A 19,605-nucleotide genomic window follows, 5' to 3' on the forward strand; every position below is an offset into this window, starting at 1 on the left:
GGATGGGGGCTTTATTGCTGCGTGCCGACGTCCGGTATTTGAATTTTTGCCATCCGGTCGAAGATGACGCTGATGATTCCGCCTGCGATTATGCCTGCGGCTATCGCTCCGACTGTGCCGAAAAGCCACGCGCAGAGGGTGACTGCACCGAATGCTGCAATCCAGATGAAGGCGTAAATTAAAAAGCCCACTAATTTGACTCCGGTGGAATACTGGGGTTTGGCCTGAACCGTCCGGTACGGTTCGGTCGGCTCCGGCGCCTGCGCCGGGACGACGGGGTTTTGGGGCACCTCGGCCGGCACGGCCCGCTGCTGCACCTTCATCGCCGGCGCCGCCGCGGGGGCCTGTTCGACCGGGATGGCCTGTTCGACCGGCCGCTGGTTCACGGCCGGCTGAGCGCCGTATCCGGGCGCGGGGGATGGTGCCGGGGCGGGGCGGGCGGTCCGGGCGTGGGGCGCGGCACCGGCGGGGGCATTGCCCACCCGGGGAATGGCCCGCAGCCCCTGGCACCATTCGGCGGCGGTGGGGCGCGCCCCGGGTTGCGGGTTCAGGGCCCGCCGGGCCAGGGAGCGGATCTGGATGGGCACCGCGTTGGTCAGGCGCGTGGCGTCGCGGGTGCTCTGCTCGCCGAGCAGCATCCTGGTGGCGAGCAGGCCGAACTTGTACAGGTCGGTGGCGGTGGTCGCCTTGGCCTCGGCCTGCGGGGCCTCCCAGCCGGGGGTCTGCACCAGGGCCGGGTTGTCGCCGGTGGGCATGTGCATCGAATCGCAGTCGATGAGGAAGCTGGCCGGGGTGCCGCCGATGTTGAACAGGATGTTGCGGGCGGAGAGGTCGCCGATGACGATGCCGGCGCCGTGGAGCACCCGCAGGGTGTCGGCGAAGTCGGCGAGGAAGGCGTACTTGGCGTCCTCGTCGAGGGCGATACCGCGTTTGGCGATGAAGGCGGGGTCGTTGAGCAGCAGTTGCACCTCCTTCTGGCTGCGGCGGACGCTCTGGCCGACGCTGAAGTCGCCGAAGAAGGCCTCCGGGATGAGCGGCATGATGATGCCGGTGACCCGGCCGCCGTCGACGACGATGCGGGTGGGCCAGGCGGTGCGCTGCAGCAGCCAGTCGCGCTGGCGGTCGTTGAGCTTGCCGAGGAAGGCCACCATGGCGCGCAGATGGGCCTCGTGGATGGTGGCCTGCGGCTTGTACTCCTTGTAGGCGCAGGGCCGGCCCTCGTACCGGTGGGCGGCGTCGAGGGCGTAGACCACGCCCTCCCCGCCATCGCCCAGACGCGGCATCGACTGGGGCAGACTCGCCCGCTGCACATCCTGGATCATCGTCTACCTCTCCTTCGCACCGCAGGGCCACACGGCCACCAGGGTGCGGTCGTCATCGAAACCGGCCTTCGAGAAATCCGTGACATGGCCGAACTCCAGCACCGTGGGCAGCCGGCCCACCAGGCGCTCCCGGAGCAGGTCCGTCAGCGGGCCGCCCCCGCCGCCGATCGGGTCGCCGATGCCGTCGGTGCCGATGAGCAGCACCTCGTCGGCAGCGACCTCGAAATCCGCCACATCCAGGGACGCCGGGGGATAGGGCAGCGGGCGCACCGCGGAGGTGGCGACCTCGCCCTCGGCGACCGCCGCCTTGCCTCCCTCCAGCAGCCGCAGCGGGCCGGCGGAGAGCACCCAGGAGCCGGAGTCGCCCACGGAGAACACGCTGCCGACCAGCCGATCCCCCCGCCGGCGCACCGCGGCGCAGACCAGGGTGGTCGCGAAATCGGTGGGCTGGGCGCCCTTGTCCGGCTCGGCGAGGGACTGCACCTGCCAGGCGGCCCCCTTGGCCAGCGAGGACCAGTCCACCTCGGCCTCCGGGGTCCAGCACTTCGCCAGCCAGCCCACCGCGTAGCGGGCCGCGGCCTCGGCGCCGCGGTGGCTGAACCGCGCCGCGGAGACCCCGTCGGCGACCGCCAGGTACAGGGTGGCCCCGTCGTCGGCGGCGAGCAGCGCCACCGCGTCCTGGCGGGGTGCGCCGTTGTAGCGGTGCATCCGGCCCCGGATGGAGGCCGCCCGCACGGTGAGGGAGTCGGTGGACCAGCCGTCGAGGAGGGTGTCCGGCACCCGCCGGCCGGAGCCGAACTCCGTCGGTACCGCCACGGGCAGGATCTCCGCGCCGGGTTCGCCGGCGGCGAGCGGCTCCAGCCAGGTGGTGTCCGGCACCGCCCGCGGCCGCGGCCCGGCGGCGGGCGGCTCCGGTTCCGCGGCCGGGGACCACGGCTCCGGGGCCTCCGGCACCTGGGCCGGATCCGGCGCCGGGGCGGCCGGGGGCGCGGCATGGGCGCGCATCGGCGGCTGCGCGGGCGCCTCGACCGGGTCCGCGGCCCGCGCCGGCGGCAGCGGGCTCGCCGGGCCGGCGGGCAGATCCGCGGCGGCGATGATGATCGTGCGGCGGTGGGTCAGGCGCAGCCGGTCGAAGAACCGGGGCGCGCGCTCCGCGGAGGACGGCGCCGGACCGCCTGCGCGGGGGTGGTTCCTGGAGCGTCGCATCGGCCTAGACCTCGTCCACGTCGATGGACAGGAAGTCGTCCGGGATCTCCGGCAGCAGCTGCGGCTGGCCGTTGGCCACCGCGGACCCGGAGGAGATCACCGACTGGGTGAGGCTGGACATGAACTCGGCGAGCATCTTGCCGGTGTCCGCGCCCTCGGCCGCCTTGAAGGCGAAGTTCTGCCGGCTGGCCATCTCCGCGATGGTCGCCGGATCCGCGTCGCCGATGCCGAAGGCCAGGATGTTCGGGTGCCCCGGCAGCGCCATCAGCGCCTGCAGCGCCTGCTGCCAGGGGTCGTCCGGCATCGGGTAGCCGTCGGTGAGCAGGAACACCGCCGGGCGGTTCACCCGGTAGCCCTCCGCCTTCAGCGCCGCGATGTCATCGGGGATCTGCAGGGTGAGCAGCTCGAAGGCGGTGGAGAAGTAGGTGGTGGTGCGCGCCACCAGGGTGGGCATGGTGTCGATGTAGCGCAGGTCGGCGTTGGTGAGGTACAGCCGCGCCTCCTCGTCGAAGCCGATGATCGAGAAGCGCACGTTGGAGGCGGCGAAGGGCTGCAGCTGGATCTCCTCCAGCAGCGACATCAGGCCCTGGTTGAGGTGGTCGATGTCCGGGCCCATCGATCCCGACTCGTCGGCGACGAAGTAGATGGGGAGGATGTTGCCCTTGGGCTCGAGGTTGTCCATGGTGATTCGGTCCTTGTCCTGTGGTTCGTGGATGGGTGGTGGGGGCGCTCAGGCCGCGGGCGGCTGCGCGGCCGGTGCCGCGCCCTCGTCCGGGGGCAGGTCGAGCAGTTTTCCGCCGATGCTGCGGCCGGTCCACGCCTTCAGCGCCAGGGCCACGGCCGCGGCGATGGCCAGGGCGACCAGGGCGGGGAGGGCGATTTCGGCGATGTTGCTCAGCGTCCGGTGCTCGAAGACGAACTCGGGGTGCTCGAGCTTCCACTGGAGAATCGGGTTGGCGAGCAGGAACAGCGCGATGAAGAACGCGGGGACGCCGACGATGAGCAGATCCAGGGCCATCGCCCCGATCCGCCTGCCGGCGGGCACCCGCCCGGCCGTGTCGGGCGTGGCCGGGATCGGCGCGGTGACCTGATCCGGCGGGGCCGGCGGGGTCGCCGGGTCCGGCGCGGGAGCCGGCTCCGGGAAGGGATCCCCGGCCTCGGGGATCCACAGCTCCTCCTCCGCGCCGGCCGGGGCCGCCGGCGTCTCCGGCACCCCCGCCGGGGCGGCGGGCTCCGCCGGCACCGCCCATCCCGGGTCGGCCGGGGCCGGGTGCTCCCCGGTTCCCGCGGGTCCGGTGGGCGCATCCGGCGCGGTGGCGGGCTGCGGGGCCTCCGGCACCGCGGGCGCCGGGGCGGCCTGGGCGGCCGGGGTCTCCGGCATCGCGGGTGCCTGGGGCGTCGGGGTGGTGTCGGCCGCCGGGACCTGCGGCACCGGGGTCTCCGGCACCGAGGTCGGCGCCGGGGCCGTGGTGCGCCGCGACACGGTCCGCGCCGGCGGCAGAACCGCCGAACGCACCGGGGGCCGCTCCGGCTGCCCCTGCCGCGGCGGTCGGGCCGGCGGCTCCGCCGGTGCGGCGGCCACCGGATTCGGCTGCCCGGCCGGGGGCTGCTGCGCCGGCGCGGGCCGGGCCGCCACCGGGTCCGGCCGGCGCCGTTTCGCGGAGACGGTGCGCCGCACCTGGTTGTCCTCGGGTTCCTGGAAGCGGAACCTGTTCGGTTCGTTCATCATCGGTCCTTGGTCGGTCGTGGTCGGCGGGTGGTCAACGGTCGTCGCGGATCAGGAAGGCGATCCAGGCGACGGCGGGGGCCAGGCACAGCACGGCGGCCCCGAGGTACTTCAGGGCCACCTTCGCGGGCAGCAGGCCATCACCCCAGCTGCGCACCCCGTACGCCGTGAAGACGAGGGCGGCGATGAAGCCCACCAGCACGAGGACGCTGATCAGGATCCCGGGGGCGTTCCAGTCCCGGGTGGCGATGATCGCGTTGCCGTGCGCGTCGTAGTCGATGGAGCCGGCGGCGTGGCCGCGCGGGGCGGGCGCCGGGGCCGGCGCCGCTCGCCGGGCGAGTGGGCCGGTGCGGTGGCCGCCGCGGGGCGGCCGGCCGGTGGCGGGGGTGTGCTGCTGGTTCATCGGGGTCCTTGTCGGTTCGGGGCGTCGGGGGCTCAGGCGGCCTGGCGTTGGCCGCGGAAGTAGTACCGGCCGTCATCGCCGGGGGCGCAGGGTTCGGAGGCCACCGGCCAATTCGCCCGGGCGTCCTCGCAGGCCGCCCACGATGCGTAGGGGCCCATCACGGCGGTCTCCATGTCCGGCACCCCGGGATCCGGGTGGTGCGTGCGGGTGGGCTGCTGGGTGCGGGTCGGCGTGGCGGTGGTGGTGCGCGTCCGCGTGGTCGAGGTGGTGGTCGGGTTCGGCCGGTCCTCGGTGGTCGTGGTCGTCGTGGTCTCGGTCTCGGTCACCGGGGGCAACGTGCTGGTCTCGGTGACGGTCTCCGGCTCCAGTCCCGGCAGCGGCCCATCGCAGGCGACGAGCGCGGGCAGCGCGGCGGCGATGGCGGCGACGAGGATGCGCCGGGTGCGGTCCATGGGTTCTCCTTCCTCCCGCCGCGGCGGCTGTCTCCGCGGCATCTGGCACCCATAGGACGGCGGCGCGACCCAAATGTTCCCGATGCGGTTGCCGAGATGGCGTCGGCAATCCGGTAACCCCAGTTCATGACGGGGAAAACGGGAGCCGTGCGGCACCCCCGGGACATCCCGCCCACGGCCGGCGGGAACATCCGGGAGCGCCGGCCCGTCACTACAGTGGGCGGTGGCCACGGAGGCCACCCCCGCCCGGCCGAGTCGATGAGGAGCGTGAGGACATGAGCGAACGACCGGGTCCCCCCGGGCCGATGCCCTGGGAGGACGCCGGGGAGGATCGGGTGCTGCCGGATCCGGTGGAGGTCTACGGGCCGGCGCCGGAGGACATGGTGGCGCGGATGATCGAGGTCGCCCTCGATCCGCACACCCCGCCGGTGAACCCGGATCTGATCCCCGACGATGACCCCGACGACGGCGGGGGAGCCTTCCCCGACGATGGCGGCGATGGGCCGGATCTCCCGGACCTGCTGGATCCCGCCGACGTCGACGCCGTCGCCGGGGCCACCGGCGTTGACGGGGATCCGGACGAGGATCCGGACGAGGACCCCGACCTGCCCGAGGGCGACGATGACCTGGACGGGGGTGCCGAATGGGCGCCGTGATGGATCGGGGCCGCGAGGCGAGCCTGCTCACCGCGGCGCAGGGCGGCGACGGCCGCGCCTTCGCCGAGCTGGTCGCCGCCGCCCAGGACCAGATCTGGGGCGTGTGCCTGTCCTACACCCGCAATCACCATGACGCGCAGGACGCGATGCAGGAGGCGATCACCGCCGCCTGGCAGCACATCGGCCGCTTCAACGGCCGATCGCGGTTCTCCACCTGGCTGCACCGGATCGCGGTGAACGCCTGCATCGACCTCATCCGGCGCCGCCGCGAGGTGCTCGACGACAATGCCGGCGCCGAGGTGGCCGCCCCGACCACCGACATCGGCGACCGGGTCGCCGACGGGGACCGGGTGCACGCGGCGCTGGCCCAGCTGAGCCCGGAGTTCCGGGAGGCGCTGCTGCTGCGGGAGTGGTCCGGGCTGACGTACAAGGAGATCGCCGAGGCGCAGGGCATCGGGGTGCAGACGGTGAAGAGCCGGCTCAACCGGGCGCGGGCGCAGATGCGCGATCTCCTCGCCGCGGCCGGGGACGGCTGAGCCGCGCGGTGCAGGAGCAGCCCATGACCGAGACCGCGCCGCTGGAGCATCTGCTGACCTACCTGGATCGGGAGGGCCGGCCCGGCGCCGCCGCCGCGCTGCGCGGCACCCTCGCCGAGGCCCGGGGCCCGCGCACCGTGGCCGTCATCGGCGAGGCCGGCCGCGGGGCCTCCACCCTGGTGGACGCCCTGGTCGGGGCGCCGCTGCCGGCGGCGGAACCCGGGTGCGTCCGGCGGGTGCTCGCGGTGCCGCCCGGGGCCGCCCCGCCGGAGCTGGCCGCCGGCGTGGTCGCCGCGGAGACCGGGCTGCTGCCCCCGCTGAGCCTGCTCGACCTCCCCGGCTTCGGCGCCGCCGGCGACCCCGGCGGCGGGGCGCGGCCCCGGCTGCCCCGCGAGGCCGCCGCGGTGCTCGTGGTGCTCGACGCCCTCGCCCCGATCACGGCCGCGGAAGCCGGGCTCATCGCCGAGGCGGTGCGCGAACGCGGCACCGTGCTCGTCGCGGTGACGAAGAAGGACAAGAACCTGCTGGGCTGGCGGGAGATCCTCGCCGAGGACCGCCGACTCATCGAGGAGGCCGCCGGCACCGCGGTGCCGGTGCACGCGGTGTCCGCGCTGCGGGCCCTCGCCGCCGCCGGGGACCCGGATCCGGAGCGGGCCGCGGCCATCGCCGCGGACTCCGGGATCGGCGCGCTGCGGGAGGCGCTCGCCGACTACGCCGGCGCCGGGGCGCACCTGGCGGCGCTGCGGCACGCCCGGGTGCTCGCCGCCGAGGAACTCGCCATCGCCCGGGAGCTGGCCGCCGCCGGGGGCCGGGACGCCGCGGACCGCCTCGCGGCCCGGGAGCGCGAGCTCACGGAGCTGCAGGCCGATGGCCGGCGGCGCCGGCAGCTGCTCGCCGCGGAACTGTCCGGGGCCCGGATCGAGGCCCTCGCCGAACTGGATCGGGGCCTCGCCGCCGCCCGGGAGCGGTGGGACGCCCGCTTCCGGGACACCCCGCCGCGCACCCTGGCCCGGCGGCGCGAGGAGATCCTCGCCGAGATCCGGGCGGAGCTCGGCGAGGTGGTCGAGGACGCCCTGGGCACCCTGCTGCGCCGCACCCGCGCGGCCTTCCTGGAGCTCACCGACGGCACCGGGGACTGGGCGGCGGTCCTCACCGCGGTGGACCGGATCGACTGCGAGGTGGAGGCCGCCGAACGCGCCGATCCGCGGTTGCGCGATGTGCTCGATCCGGGCCTGGTCACCATCACCGTCGCCGGCGGCTTCAGCCTCACCCACGTGGCCACCCTGCTGCCCGGGGTGGGCGGGGCGATCGCCGCCTCCGGGGGAGTGGGCGCGGTGCCCTTCGCCGCGGTCGCCGGGGTGTGGCTGGCGGTCAACGTCTACCACCGGGCGGCCCGCCGGGGCGGTAAGGAGCTGCGCACCTGGTTCCGGGAGGCCACCGCCACGCTGCGCCGCCAGGTGGGGCGGGACCTGGATCTGGTGCACAACCGGATCCAGCCGCTGGTGCTCAACGGCTTCGCCGACGGGCTGGAGCGCGCCGTGGCGGAGGCCGCCGAGCGGGTGCGCGCCGCCCGCGCCGAGCAGCGCGCCGGCGCGGCCGCCGCGGAGCGCGCCGCCGATGCCGCGGCGCTGCGCGCGGACTGGCTGGCCGGGGAGCTCGCCCGGATCGACGGCCTGCTCACCGGGGCCGGGGCCCGGTAGCGCGGGGGCGGGGCCGTGATCGCCGCTAGGATCGTCCCGGTGAGCCTCAGCCCCGATGCCGTCGTCGACCACGTCGCAGGGGTGCTCGGCGATCTCCGCGCCGCCGCCCCCGACCTGGCCGGGGAACTGGACCGGCTGGCCGCGGCGATGGCCGCCCCGCCGCGCTACCTCATCCTCGGCCGGGCCAAGGCCGGCAAATCCACCCTGGTGAACGCCCTGCTGCGGCGGCGGGTCGCCGAGGTCGCGGTGCTGGAGTGCACCGATGAGGTCACCGTCTACGCCGAGGGCCTGCCGGAGCGCCGGGAGGAGCTGGACTGGCCCGCCGCCGGCGCCGGGGGGCCGGGGTCCGGGATCTGCCTGCGCCGGCTGTCCTCCGCGGCGCTGCGCAACCTCTCCCTGGTGGACACCCCGGGCCTGGGCACGCTCGACTTCCGCAACCGCGGCCTGGTCGACCGGGCCGGCGGCCTGCACCGGGAGGCCGATCCGGCCGGTCCGGCGAGCGTGGACGCCGCGGTGTACGTCTTCGACTCCCTGCTGCGCGCCGACGAGGTCGCGCTGCTGCGCGGGCTCGGCTTCGGCTCCCCGGCCACGGTGGGGGTGCTCTCCCGGGCCGACGAGTTCGGCGCCGGCGCCTTCGGCGGGGCCGACCCCGTCGCCGCCGCCCGGGCGGAGGCCACCCGGATCGCCGGGGCGCACCCGGATCTGCTCGGCTCGGTGCACGCGGTCTCCGGGCTGCTGGCCGAAACCGTCGACGCCGGCGGCGTGGACGAGGCGCTCGCCGCGACCGCGGCCCGGCTGTCCGGGCTGGACCGGCGGGACGCGCTGCGCGCCCTGGAATCGGAGGCGCCCACCGCCGCGCTGCCGGAGCCGGCGCAGCGGGTGGCGCTGCTGTCCCGGCTCGGCGCCCACGGGGCGCTCGCCGGGGCCGGGGCCGCCGCCGGCGGGGCCGCCCCGCTGGCGGATCTGCTCCGGGAGCGCTCCGGGATCGCGGATCTGCGCGGCCGCCTGCTCGGCGCCGGGGCGTTCGCGGCCCGGCTGAACCGGGCGGCGAAGATCCTCGACGCCGCCCGGGCGCTGGCCTACCGGGCCGCGGACCCGGCGGCCGCCCGCGCCGGCCTGCACGCCCGGGACGAGGCCCCGATGCGCTGGCGGATCGACCTCTACCGCACCCTGCCCGTCCTGGAGGCCGATGAGCTCGCCGCGGACACCGCGGCCCTGGTGCGCACCGCCATCCACGCCGACTGCCTCGCCGATCTCGCGGGGGTGGGCTACGCCGCCGACGCCGGGGAGGTGCTCGCCGGATTGGCGGCGCGGGGCCGGGAACTGGGCGGGATCCTCGCCGGCTTCCCCTCCCCGGCGGAGGAGGAGGCGCTGTCGGTGCTGCGCGGGGTGCTCACCCGGGCGGGCGCGGCCGCCCGCGGGGAGATCCCGGACACCGCGGTCCTCGGCTGAGCCGGGCCTAGCCCAGGTGCGCGTCGACGGCCAGGGCCACCTGCGCCGTCGCCGCCCACACCGCGGGATCGGCGGTGCCGGAGCCGGCGTAGGCGGGGGAGACCACCACCCAGCCGTGCCCGGAGACGTAGGCGAGGTACTCCGGCGCCGAGGCGGGATTCGCCGGGTCCCCGGGCAGATGGTGCCAGCGCGCCGGGCCGGGGTCGGCCGCCGACTCCGCCGGGGCGGGCAGCCGGGTGTCCGGGAGCGTGCCGTGCCAGGCGCCGAGGGCGCGGGGGGTGTAGGTGCGCAGCTCCACCCGCCCGGCGTCCAGATCCAGGGAGCACCGGGTGTTGCCCCCGAACCCCCCGATATCGCCCTGGTCCGGTCCCGGGTAGCCGAGTTCGGCCAGTTCCGCCCCGGCGGCGACCACCAGGCCCCGGCAGTCCAGGTCCCCGGCGGAGTCGAAGACGGGAGAGTCCGCCGGTGGGCTCAGCGGGCGCACGGGGCCGAGGAAATCGGGCCGGTCCACCGCCGCCGGGCGATCCCCGGCGGGCCCGCCCGGCCCGGCGTCCCGGTCGAGGGCCCAGAGGCCGGCTGCGCCGAGGGCCAGCACGGCCGCGGCCGCCGCGGCGATCCGCCCCCGGCGCCGGGCGCGGCGCCGGGCCACCGCGGTCGCCGGGGCCGGTTCCTCCGCCGGGGGTTCGGCCGCCGCGGTGGGCTCATCCAGCCAGTTCAGCGCCCCGAGGCACACCGCGGTGAGCGGATCGGCGACCTCGGCGACCGGGGCCAGGTCGGACAGCGCCCGCACCAGCGCCGGGGTGGCGGACACCCCGCCGGTGAGGTGCAGGCGCACCGTGGCCGCCGGCACCTGCGCCGCCTCCAGGCTGTGCCGGGCCAGGGCCACCACCCGGTCGATGTCGGCCGCCACCGCCTCCTCGTACTCCGCGGCGGTGACCAGCACCTCCGCGGGGAGCCCGGCATCGGCCGCGGTGGCCGACTCCGGCAGCCGGACCCGGGCGTCCGGTTCGGCGGAGAGCCGCTCCCGGGCCCGGCGCGCCGATTCCCGGAAACCCGGGTCCGCGCCGAGCCGGCGCCGCAGCGCCGGATCCGCGGCGTCCAGCCGGCCCAGCACCAGGCGGGCCAGGCGGGCGTCCAGGGCGCGCCCGCCCAGGGTGGAGTCCCCGTGCGCGGCGAGCACCCGCCCGGAGTCGGCGCCCACCCGCACCACCGCGGTGTCCGTGGTGCCGCCGCCGACGTCGACGATGAGCAGATCCTGCGCACCCGGGCCGGGATGGGCGTAGTGCGCCGCCGCGGCCCGCGGCTCCGGCACCAGCACGATGTCCGCCGCCGGGACGCCGGCGCGCTGCGCCGCCTCGGCGAGGACCCCGCGCGATCGCGCCGACCACGCCTCGGGGTGGGTCAGCGCCAGCCGCGCCGGGCCCTCCGGGCCGTGCGCGGCCCGGGCCCGGGCGAGCGCCTCGGCGAGCACCAGGGCCAGCACCTCCGCGGCCTCCTCCGGCGGCAGTTCGCCGACCAGGCGCTTCGGCGCCGGGTGCAGGGTGCCGTCCGGGTCGCCGGCGTGGGCCAGGGCGAGTTCGCCGGCGTAGTCGCTGTCCGCGCCGCGGAACACCGCCGAGGGCATCGCGGGGCCGTGCGCGCCGAGCGGCACCAGCAGGTCGCCATCCGGGGTGCGCGCCGCGGCGACCGTATTCGAGGTGCCCAGGTCGATGGCCAGGGACCAGTTCACGAATCCTCCCCGAACAGCGCCCCGTCCAGGGCGCGCACCAGGGGCAGCGCGGCGCGCCGGGCCTGGTCCGGGCCCGCGGGGTCGTAGGAGATGACCACCAGGCAGCCGTCCCCGGTGCAGCGGGCCGCCCGCCAGGAGGGCTCGCCCTGGTTGACCGGCCGCAGCGCGTCGACGTCCCCGTCCAGCCGCCACCGCCCGGTCCAGCCGGGCAGATCGGGCTCCCCCAGGGGCGCGGCGGCGATGTCCCGGGCCACCTCCGGATCGGCCTCCGCGGAGGCGAGGGAGAGCACCTCCTGCCGCTGCACGGCCCCGGGGCCGCCGATCCGGCAGCGCACCCAGCGGCCCCCGCCCTCCCCGCCGGTGACGTAGCCGGGCTCATCGGGTTCGAAGGGCACCGTCAGCTGCAGCTGATCCAGGTCGACGCCGGTGAACTCGCGGTACACCCGGGAGCAGTCCGGGGCGCCGGCGGGCAGCGGCGCCGTCGCGTCCTCGCCGGCGCAGCCCGCCGGGGCGAACAGCCCCGCGGCGAGCACCGCCGCCGCGGCCCTAGTCCAGGCCGGCGTCATGGGCCACCTCCGCGATCTCGGTCATCAGCTCCAGGGTGGTCAGGCCCATCGGCACCTCCTCGGCGAAGGGGTAGCCGCCGAGGTCGGTTTCCAGCACCGGGGAATCCCAGTCCAGCCCGGGCCGGTCCAGGAACCGGGCCAGCAGCAGGCAGCCGCGCTCCCCGCCGTCGTATTCGGCGGAGAACTGCATCCCGCCGGCGACCCCGCCGGCCGGGTCGGGCGGCGTCTCCCGGCGGTGCAGCGTCCAGCCGGACGGCCCCGGGCGCCGGTCCACCACCCCGTCGTCCCCGCAGGCGGGGGCGGTGAGCACGCCGATCCCGGAGACCTCGGCGCCGACGTCCCGGGTGAGGTAGTGCGCCATGCACAGCCGGGCCCCCTTCGGCCGCTCGCCGGGGATCGTCATCCGATCCCCCGGGTTGGGGTCCAGGCGCAGGTCGAGCATCTGCGCCACGCTCATCCGGTCGAAGATCGCCCGGCAGTCGAAGTCGCCCTCCGCGTCGGTGAAGGGCAGTGGGGCGGACGCGGGGGCGTCCTCCCCACCGCCCCATAGGGCGTACCCCGCGACGCCGAGGATCACCAGCAGCGCCGCACCCGCGATGCCGAGGCGGAGGATCCCGCGGCGGCGTGCCGGGCGGTGCTCCTCCTCGGCCGCGGGGCGGCCCCGCCGCAGCGGGATCCGATCCGGGCGCGGTCCGGGGTCGTCGCTCATCGGGATCGGGGCTCCTGCGCTGGGGGACGGGGCCACCTGATCCTATCCGGTCGTCCCGTCCGGGGGGACCGGCTCAGTCGCGCACCACCATGGTCCCGGCCGCCTTGTCCGTGAAGGCCTGCAGCCCCGGCTGGCTGCTGGCGGTGATGAGCACGCCCAGCCCGATCGGGGTCGAGAGGTAGCCGAGGACGGGCACCGCAGCGAGCAGGACCCACCAGTTGCGCTTGACGGCGCTGCCGACGTCCATCGGTGCCCCGTCGACGCGGACGACCCGGATTTTCGCGATCCTCTTGCCCAGGGTCTGCCCGGAGGAGGCCTCCATGAGGATCTTGTAGAGGGCGACGGCGATTCCCACGAGGATGCCCCCGATGCCCCCGACGATCATCCCGATGAGCTCCTCGTCCTCCGCGGTTGCCGCCCCGGACCCCATTACGCCGATGAGCAGCATGAGCACGATGGCGCCCGGGATGCCGATGATGAGGCCGTCGAGGAAGTAGGCCAGGAGCCGTTTCCCGCCGCCGGCGCCCACCGCGCCGGCCATCGCCGGATCCGCGGGTGCGGGGTGGCCGCCGTAGCCGGGCAGCTCGGGGCCGCGGGGCGCGGCCGGCGCCGCGTAGCCGGGGTTGGCGTGACCGCCGACATCGGCGCGGCGCACCACCCGCGGCGCATCCGCGAAGTACGGGTTGCCGCCGGGCTGGCCGGGGTTCGGGGTGGGGGCGGTCATCGTCGGATCCTCCTGCTGCGGTTGCCGGATACTGGGGGACCGGGCGCGGGGCCGCAGGGTCCCCGGCGCCGGTCGTTGATGGGACGGCGCCGGGGGCCGGGATGTTCCCGGCGATTCCCTACCCGATGAGATCCCGGTGGCGGATCAGCGCCGCCCCGCCGGCGACCAGGGCCACGGCGATGAGCAGCAGCACCGCGCCGGCGCCGTAGTGCATCGCCCCGTCCAGGCCGCGCACCGGGTGCTCCAGGGGGGAGAGGTCCATGACCCACCCGGGCACCTTGAGCAGCTCCCCGAAGAAGCCGAGGGTGCCGGCGACCGCCACCGCCACCCAGGCCAGCCAGGTCCACGTCGGGGCGGCCCCGGCCAGCAGCGCGGCCAGCCCGGCGAAGACCAGGGCGGCCGGCACCAGGCCGGCGATGGACCAGAAGGCGGTGCCCGCCAGGTCCGCGTCCACCACCCGCCAGGCGGTGACCGCGGACAGCGCCCCGCCGGCCAGGCCCATCGCGGCCACCGCGGCGGCGGCGACGGCGGCGAAGGCCAGCGGCGCCCGGGGCCGGGGCACCCCGGCGGCCAGGGCGTGGGCGAGCCGGCCGGCGCGCTCCTCGCGGCGGACCCCGAGCGCCACCTGCACCCCGGCGCAGGCCAGCAGCAGCCCGATGCGGGCGCCCATCAGGTTGACGAAGACCTCGGCGGGGCCGTCGCCGCCGCCGGCGAAGGACTCCATCAGCTCCGCGGTGGCCTCCGATTCGGTGAGCAGCTGCTCCGCATCGGCGGCGAAGCCGGCGCCGAACCAGGCCAGGGCGAGCACCGCCAGGGCCCAGCCGAGCACCGCCCCGCGCTCGTCATGCCGGACCAGCGCGCCCAGGGAGCGCCCGGGCACGGCCGCCGGGTCCACGTCCCGGTCCCGGCGGGCGCGCGCCGGCCAGGTGGCGCCGAGATCCCGGCGCCGGGCCAGCGCGGCGGCCGCGGCGAGCACCACCAGGGCCCCGGCGAGCAGGATCGGCGCCGGCCACCACCGGTTGGCGGAGAAGGCGCCGAGATTGTCCCGCCAGGACAGCGGCAGCAGCCACAGGGCGATCTCCCGGACGCCCCCGCCGGCGACGTCGGCGGCGCCGCGGGCGAGGTAGACCACCCCGACCAGGCCGAGCCCGGCCAACCGGGCCCCGCGGGCGGTGCCCGCAACCTGGCCGAGCAGCAGCCCGGCGGCGCCGAAGGCGGCGGCGGTGAGCCCCATGGCCACCCCGAACAGGGCGGAGGAGCCCGCCGGCAGATCCGGCACGTGCACGCCCACCGCGAGCATCACCAGGGTGCAGGCCGCGGCCAGCCCCGCGGCGGCGAGCAGCAGCACGGCGGCCTGGGCGCCGATCCGGGTCCGGGGGCCCAGCCCCAGGGCGCCGAGGGTCTCCGCGTGGCCGGCCTCCTCCGCGCCGCGGCCCACCCGCACCGCCAGCAGCACCGCCATCACCGCGGCGAGCACCCCCACCCAGGCGCCGATCTCCCAGGTGCTGAACGCGCCGATGGAGTAGTCCCCCATCCGGCCGTACATGAAGCGCATCAGATCCTGGTCGTGCACCGCCTCGGCGGCGATCCGCATCTGCGCCGGGTCCGGGTAGGTGGCGTAGTAGGCGGGGGCGCCCATCGCGGTGAAGGCGGCCAGCCCCACCAGCCAGCCCACCAGGAAGCCCCGGTGCACCCGCAGCTGATGCCGCAGCAGCGCGCCCATCAGCGCGCACCCCCCTCATCGGCCCCGGAGTAGTGGGCGAGGAAGACGTCGGCCAGCGCCGGCGGGGTGCAGCCGAGGTCCGTCGCCCCGGCGTCGAGCAGCTCGCGCAGCCGAGCCGGCACCGCGGCATGGTCGACCAGCTCGTCGACGCCGGCCCCGTCCGGCAGGGTGGCGGTCACCCGGGCCCCGCGCAGCGCGGTGAGCTCGGCCAGCGGCCCGGACTGCACCACCGCCCCGGCGCGGATGATGGTCACCTCATCGGCCAGCGCCTGCACCTCGGAGAGGATGTGGCTGCTCAGCAGCACCGCCACCCCCCGGGCGGTGGCCTCGGCCACGCAGTCGGCGAAGACCCGCTCCATCAGCGGATCCAGCCCGGAGGTGGGCTCGTCGAGGACCAGGGCGTCGACGTCCGCGGCGAAGGCGGCGATCAGGGCCACCTTCTGCCGGTTGCCCTTGGAGTACTCCCGCACCTTCTTCGCCGGATCCAGGTCGAAGCGCTCGACGAGCTCGGCGCGCCGGGCCGGGTCATCGCCGCCGCGGTCGCCGCCGCCGCGCAGCCGGGCCAGGGTGGCCAGGGTCTCCGCCCCGGTCAGCCGCGGCCACAGGGCGACGTCCCCGGGCACGTAGGCCACCCGGCGGGTCGCCGCCGCCGGATCGGCCACCGGGTCGTGGCCGAGCACCCGGATCTCCCCGGCGTCGGGGCGGATCAGCCCCAGCAGCGCCCGGATGGTGGTGGATTTGCCGGCCCCGTTGGGGCCGAGGAAGCCGTGCACGCTGCCGGGGCGGACGGCGAGGTCCAACCCGTCGACGGCGGTGGTCGACCCGAAGGTCTTGGTCAGGCCGCGGATTTCGATGGCCGCGGTGGCGTGGTCGGTCATGGGGTCCCTTCCCTGTCGTCCGGTGGCTGCGCGGGCTCCTTGGGACCGGGCTCGGCCCGGGCGGCGTCCGCGGCGATCCCGTCGAGCAGCCGCCGGATGGCCAGCCGCTGCCCCGGATGCGGGAAGGCGGCGAAGGCCAGCGCCCGGGCCAGCCGGGTGTCCGCCCACCAGCGCACCGCCGCGGCCGCGGCATCCGGTCCGAAGCGGGTGAGCACCGCGCGGGAGTCGGCGACGAAGGCGGTGATCTGGTCATCGGTCCAGCCCGGTTCGGCCAGGTCGGTGAGCCGCCGGTAGATCCGGATGGTCGCGTCGGTGGCGGCCTCGTCCATCCCGGCGGCGAGATCGGCGACCCAGCCCGGGTCCACCAGGCCCAGCTGCAGCAGCAGCAGGGACAGCCGGCGTTCCCGGGCCAGCGCGGCGGTGATCCGGGGGTCGTCCGCGGCGGCGGCGAAGAGCCGGTCGTAGGCGGCGCGCAGCGGCTCCGGCCCCTCCGCCCCGGCCTCCGCGGCGGCGCGCAGCGCCAGCAGCCGGTCCCGGTGGTGCTCCAGGTCCGCGATCCGCTCGGAGACCGCGGCCAGGGCGGCGTCGATCCGGTGCCGGGGCAGGCCGCCGCCGGCGTCGGCGGCGGCGAGCAGCTCGCCGATCTCGGCCAGCGGCACCCCGGCCTCCGCCAGGGCCCGGATCCGCAGCAGCCGCTCGGCGTCGTCGAGGCCGTAGTCCCGCCAGGCCCCGACCCGCCCCGGCACCGCCAGCAGGCCGATCGCGTGATAGTGCCGGATGGTGCGCACGCTCACCCCGGCCAGCTCCGCGAGTTCGGCTACCCTCATGCGCCCATCGTCGACCGTGACGCGGCGTCACACGCAAGGGGTGCGGCGGAAAACCCCGGCCGGGGGTACCCGCCGGGGGTGCGCCCGCGGGGGCGCCGGCCGCCGGGGGCGCCCGGGCGGGGCAGCGGCGCCACCCGCGCCGGGGCCGGTGGGCGGCACCGGCTACCATTCCCCGCCGGCGCCGGGGCCGCATCCCCGGCGGAGGGAGGAGGACAGCATGGGCGAGCCGGCGGCGCGCACCCCCTGGGCGGCGGTGGCCGCGCTCGGCGTGGGCATCTTCACCATGACCACCCTGGAGCAGCTGCCGATCGGAGTGCTCACCCTGGTCTCCTCCGGGTTGGGGGTCGCCGAGGGGGTGGTGGGCCTGGGTGTCACCGTGCCCGGGCTGCTCGCCGGGGCCACCGCGGCGGTGACCCCCCGGCTGGCCGGCCGCGCCGACCGGCGGCTGGTGCTCGCCGGGGCGCTGGCCGCCGCCGCGGCCAGCGCCGCCGCCTCCGCGCTGGCCCCGGGTGCGGCGACCTTCCTCGCCTCCCGGGTCATCGTCGGTTTCGCGATCGGGGTGTTCTGGGCGCTGCTGGGCGCCACCGTGGCCCGGATCGCCGCCCCCGGGGACGTGCCCCGGGCGCTGGCGACGGCCTTCTCCGGTTCGGCGGCGGCGGTGGTGCTGGGGGTGCCGTTGACCACCTGGTTGGGCGCCTGGCTGGGCTGGCGGGGCGCCTTCGCCGCCGCGGCCGGCTTCGCCGCCCTGGTCGCCGCCGCCGTGCTCGCCCTGGTGCCGGCCGGGGCGGCGCCGGCCCCGGCCGGCGGCGGGGCCGCGCGGGCCTGGGCGCTGCCCGGGGTGCGCTTCGGGGTGGTGTTCACCCTGGTGCTGGTCACCGCCCACTTCACCGCCTACACCTACGCCTCGCCGATCCTGCAGGAGCTCGCCGGGGTGGACGTCACCGGGGTGGGCGCGATGCTGCTGGTCTTCGGCGCCGCCGGGATCGCCGGCAACTTCGCCGCCGGGCCGCTGCTGCGCCGCTCCCGGCGGCTGGCGGTGCTCGTGCTGCCGCCGGGGCTGCTGCTGGGCATGGGCCTGCTCGCCGCCGGGCACGGCCCGCTCGCCGCGGCCGCGGCGATGGCCGCCTGGGGCGCCTTCGGCGGGGCGGTGAGCGTCATCTCCCAGGGCTGGGTGCTCGGCGCCGCCGGGGAGCTCGCCGAACCCGCCTCGGGGCTGAACTCGGCGGCCTTCAACGTGGGCATCGCCGCCGGCTCCGCCGCCGGCGGGCTCGTCCACGCCGGGCTGCCCGGGGCGCCGGGGGCGCTCGGCGCCGGCGGCCCGGCGGCGATCCTGGCCGTCGCCGCGGCCGGGATGGTCCTCGCCGGGGCGCTGGCCGCCCTCGGCACCCGCCGCCGCGCCTAGCCTGGGGGCATGAGGCCCCTGCACACCGTCGACCAGATCCGCCGCGGCGAGGCCCCGCTGCTCGCCGCGCAGCACCACCCCGATGAGCTGATGCGCGCCGCCGCCGCGGAGGTCGCCGCCGCCGCGGCCGGGATGCTCGACCCCGTGCCCGGGGCCCGGGTGCTGCTGCTGGTCGGCTCCGGGGGCAACGGCGGTGACGCCCTCTACGCCGGGGCCGCGCTCGCCGCCGCCGGGGCCCGGGTCACCGCGGCGCTGCTCACCGAGGCCCCGCAGCCGCGGGCCGCCGCGGCCCTGGCGGCCGCCGGCGGCCGGCTCCGGCCCGCCGGGGAGCTCACCGGCGCCGATCTGCAGGAGGTGGATCTCGCCGTGGACGGGGTGGTCGGCATCGGCGGGGCCGGGGCGCTGCGCGAACCCGCCGCCCGCCTGGTCGCCGGGCTCGCGGCGGCGGGGGCGCCGGTGCTGGCCGTGGACATCCCCTCCGGGGTGGCCGCGGACACCGGGGTCGCCGCCGCCGGCGCCGGGGACCTGCCCGGGCACGTCACCGCCGCGGCGACGATCACCTTCGGCGGACTGCGCCGGGCCCATGCGCTGGCCCCGGCCTGCGGGCGGGTGATCCTCGCCGATATCGCCCTGGCGGCCGCCGGGGGCCGGCCCGCGATGGGCCTGGCCGAGTCGCTGGCCGGGGTGCGCGTCGCCGACGACGCCGCCCCGGCGGTCCTCATCGAGGCCCTGGCCGACCCGGTGCCGCTGCCCGACCTGGAGCCCGGGCCGGAGGAGGACAAGTACTCCGGGGGCGTGCTCGGGCTGCTCGCCGGCAGCGAGGCCTACCCCGGGGCCGGGGTGCTCGCCGCCCGCGCCGCGGTGGCCGCCACCCCGGCGATGGTGCGGGTCGTCGGGCCGGTGCGCGCCGAGGTGATCCGGGATCGCCCCGAGGTGGTCGGGCACCCCGACCTGGCCTCCTGCGGGCGGGTGCGGGCCTGGGCAGTGGGCCCGGGCCGGGGCACCGGCCCGGCGGCGGTCGCCGAACTCGCCGCGCTCCTCGACCGGGCCGAGCCGGTGCTCGCCGACGCCGACGCGGTGAGCATCCTCGCCGCGGAACCGGGGCTCCGCGCCGCCTGGCGGGCCCGCGCCGACCGGGGCCGGGTCGGCGTGCTCACCCCGCACGCCGGGGAGTTCCGCCGGCTCGCCGCGGCGCTGCGGGCGGAGGGCCACGGCATCCCGGACCCGGAGGAGGGCCGGATCGCGGCGGCGGCGGCGCTGGCCGCCGCCACCGGGTCCACGGTGCTGCTCAAGGGGTGGGCCACGGTGATCGCCGCGCCCGGGGGCGCGGCCACCGTGGTGCGGGCCGGCTCCTCCTGGGCGGCCACCCCCGGCTCCGGGGACGTGCTCACCGGCCTGGCCGGGGCGCATCTAGCCCGGACCGGGGACCCCGGGACACTGCCCGCCGCGGCGGTGATCCACGCCGTGGCCGCGAAACTCGCCGCCCGCACCCCCGCCGGGGAGGCCCCCGCCTCCGCGGGCGGGATCGCCGCGGCGCTACGCGAGGCCACCGCCGCGGTCGCCGCCCGGGGCCGCGCCGCGATGGCACAATGAG

Annotated in this window: 19 protein-coding genes; 6 read left to right on the forward strand and 13 right to left on the reverse strand. The window is 77.3% G+C overall.

The window, feature by feature from the left end; all coding sequences use genetic code 11:
• Positions 1 to 11: 11 nt before the first annotated feature.
• The 6 genes from CSPHI_RS11975 to CSPHI_RS02025 are packed head-to-tail and all read right to left on the reverse strand — an operon-like array spanning position 12 to position 5,109.
• The gene (locus CSPHI_RS11975; RefSeq protein WP_157118450.1) at positions 12 to 1,310 is read right to left on the reverse strand and encodes a protein kinase family protein; all 1,299 of its coding nucleotides are present in this window, start codon (positions 1,308 to 1,310) and stop codon (positions 12 to 14) included.
• Positions 1,311 to 1,325: 15 nt separating this feature from the next.
• On the reverse strand, positions 1,326 to 2,528 hold the full coding sequence (locus CSPHI_RS02005; RefSeq protein WP_075691267.1) for a protein phosphatase 2C domain-containing protein: 1,203 nt from the start codon (positions 2,526 to 2,528) through the stop codon (positions 1,326 to 1,328).
• Positions 2,529 to 2,532: 4 nt separating this feature from the next.
• The gene (locus CSPHI_RS02010) at positions 2,533 to 3,210 is read right to left on the reverse strand and encodes a vWA domain-containing protein (protein WP_075691268.1); all 678 of its coding nucleotides are present in this window, start codon (positions 3,208 to 3,210) and stop codon (positions 2,533 to 2,535) included.
• 48 nt (positions 3,211 to 3,258) lie between these two features.
• Positions 3,259 to 4,254, reverse strand: a complete 996-nt coding sequence (locus tag CSPHI_RS02015) for an RDD family protein (protein WP_157118451.1) — start codon at positions 4,252 to 4,254, stop codon at positions 3,259 to 3,261.
• Between the two features lie 34 nt (positions 4,255 to 4,288).
• Complete coding sequence (locus tag CSPHI_RS02020; protein ID WP_075691270.1) at positions 4,289 to 4,657, reverse strand: hypothetical protein; 369 nt, start codon at positions 4,655 to 4,657, stop codon at positions 4,289 to 4,291.
• Positions 4,658 to 4,689: 32 nt separating this feature from the next.
• Positions 4,690 to 5,109 (reverse strand): hypothetical protein, encoded by a 420-nt coding sequence (locus tag CSPHI_RS02025; protein WP_075691271.1) that lies wholly within the window; start codon positions 5,107 to 5,109, stop codon positions 4,690 to 4,692.
• 275 nt (positions 5,110 to 5,384) lie between these two features.
• Here CSPHI_RS02025 and CSPHI_RS02030 point away from each other — a divergent pair, with 275 nt between their 5' ends.
• From CSPHI_RS02030 to CSPHI_RS02045, 4 genes are read left to right on the forward strand one after another with little or no spacing between them, the layout of a single operon-like run.
• Positions 5,385 to 5,765 (forward strand): hypothetical protein, encoded by a 381-nt coding sequence (locus tag CSPHI_RS02030; RefSeq protein ID WP_157118452.1) that lies wholly within the window; start codon positions 5,385 to 5,387, stop codon positions 5,763 to 5,765.
• Complete coding sequence (locus CSPHI_RS02035; protein WP_084210420.1) at positions 5,765 to 6,301, forward strand: RNA polymerase sigma factor; 537 nt, start codon at positions 5,765 to 5,767, stop codon at positions 6,299 to 6,301. Before CSPHI_RS02030 ends, CSPHI_RS02035 begins: the two co-directional genes overlap by 1 nt.
• Positions 6,302 to 6,324: 23 nt before the next feature.
• Positions 6,325 to 8,001 (forward strand): P-loop NTPase family protein, encoded by a 1,677-nt coding sequence (locus CSPHI_RS02040; RefSeq protein WP_075691274.1) that lies wholly within the window; start codon positions 6,325 to 6,327, stop codon positions 7,999 to 8,001.
• A 39-nt stretch (positions 8,002 to 8,040) separates the two neighbouring features.
• A complete protein-coding gene (locus CSPHI_RS02045) occupies positions 8,041 to 9,453 on the forward strand; it encodes a GTPase (RefSeq protein WP_075691275.1) in 1,413 nt (470 codons plus the stop codon).
• A gap of 7 nt (positions 9,454 to 9,460) precedes the next feature.
• Here the strand turns inward: CSPHI_RS02045 and CSPHI_RS02050 are convergent, their stop codons facing one another.
• The 7 genes from CSPHI_RS02050 to CSPHI_RS02080 form a co-directional block, all read right to left on the reverse strand.
• The gene (locus tag CSPHI_RS02050; RefSeq protein WP_075691276.1) at positions 9,461 to 11,182 is read right to left on the reverse strand and encodes an Hsp70 family protein; all 1,722 of its coding nucleotides are present in this window, start codon (positions 11,180 to 11,182) and stop codon (positions 9,461 to 9,463) included.
• Entirely contained in the window at positions 11,179 to 11,748 is a 570-nt protein-coding gene (locus CSPHI_RS02055; protein ID WP_157118453.1) for a hypothetical protein, read from the reverse strand. Before CSPHI_RS02055 ends, CSPHI_RS02050 begins: the two co-directional genes overlap by 4 nt.
• A complete protein-coding gene (locus CSPHI_RS02060) occupies positions 11,729 to 12,457 on the reverse strand; it encodes a hypothetical protein (protein ID WP_075691278.1) in 729 nt (242 codons plus the stop codon). Before CSPHI_RS02060 ends, CSPHI_RS02055 begins: the two co-directional genes overlap by 20 nt.
• Before the next feature lie 73 nt (positions 12,458 to 12,530).
• Positions 12,531 to 13,181 carry an RDD family protein gene (locus CSPHI_RS02065; protein WP_075691279.1) on the reverse strand — a complete coding sequence of 217 codons (651 nt, stop codon included), beginning with the start codon at positions 13,179 to 13,181 and terminating at the stop codon, positions 12,531 to 12,533.
• Between the two features lie 118 nt (positions 13,182 to 13,299).
• Positions 13,300 to 14,904 (reverse strand): hypothetical protein, encoded by a 1,605-nt coding sequence (locus CSPHI_RS02070; RefSeq protein ID WP_075691280.1) that lies wholly within the window; start codon positions 14,902 to 14,904, stop codon positions 13,300 to 13,302.
• Positions 14,904 to 15,782 (reverse strand): ABC transporter ATP-binding protein, encoded by an 879-nt coding sequence (locus CSPHI_RS02075; RefSeq protein ID WP_075691281.1) that lies wholly within the window; start codon positions 15,780 to 15,782, stop codon positions 14,904 to 14,906. Before CSPHI_RS02075 ends, CSPHI_RS02070 begins: the two co-directional genes overlap by 1 nt.
• Positions 15,779 to 16,609: a MerR family transcriptional regulator gene (locus tag CSPHI_RS02080; protein WP_075691282.1), complete on the reverse strand. Its 831-nt coding sequence runs from the start codon at positions 16,607 to 16,609 to the stop codon at positions 15,779 to 15,781. The genes CSPHI_RS02075 and CSPHI_RS02080 overlap by 4 nt, the downstream gene beginning before the upstream one ends.
• Positions 16,610 to 16,826: 217 nt before the next feature.
• On the opposite strand from CSPHI_RS02080, the gene CSPHI_RS02085 reads away from it, so the two are divergent.
• Together CSPHI_RS02085 and CSPHI_RS02090 are read left to right on the forward strand one after the other, a co-directional pair.
• The gene (locus CSPHI_RS02085) at positions 16,827 to 18,011 is read left to right on the forward strand and encodes an MFS transporter (protein WP_075691283.1); all 1,185 of its coding nucleotides are present in this window, start codon (positions 16,827 to 16,829) and stop codon (positions 18,009 to 18,011) included.
• 9 nt (positions 18,012 to 18,020) lie between these two features.
• Positions 18,021 to 19,604 (forward strand): ATP-dependent (S)-NAD(P)H-hydrate dehydratase, encoded by a 1,584-nt coding sequence (locus CSPHI_RS02090; RefSeq protein WP_075691284.1) that lies wholly within the window; start codon positions 18,021 to 18,023, stop codon positions 19,602 to 19,604.
• Position 19,605: the final 1 nt, after the last annotated feature.

The organism is Corynebacterium sphenisci DSM 44792, assembly GCF_001941505.1.
GTDB classification, from domain to species: Bacteria; Actinomycetota; Actinomycetes; order Mycobacteriales; family Mycobacteriaceae; genus Corynebacterium; species Corynebacterium sphenisci.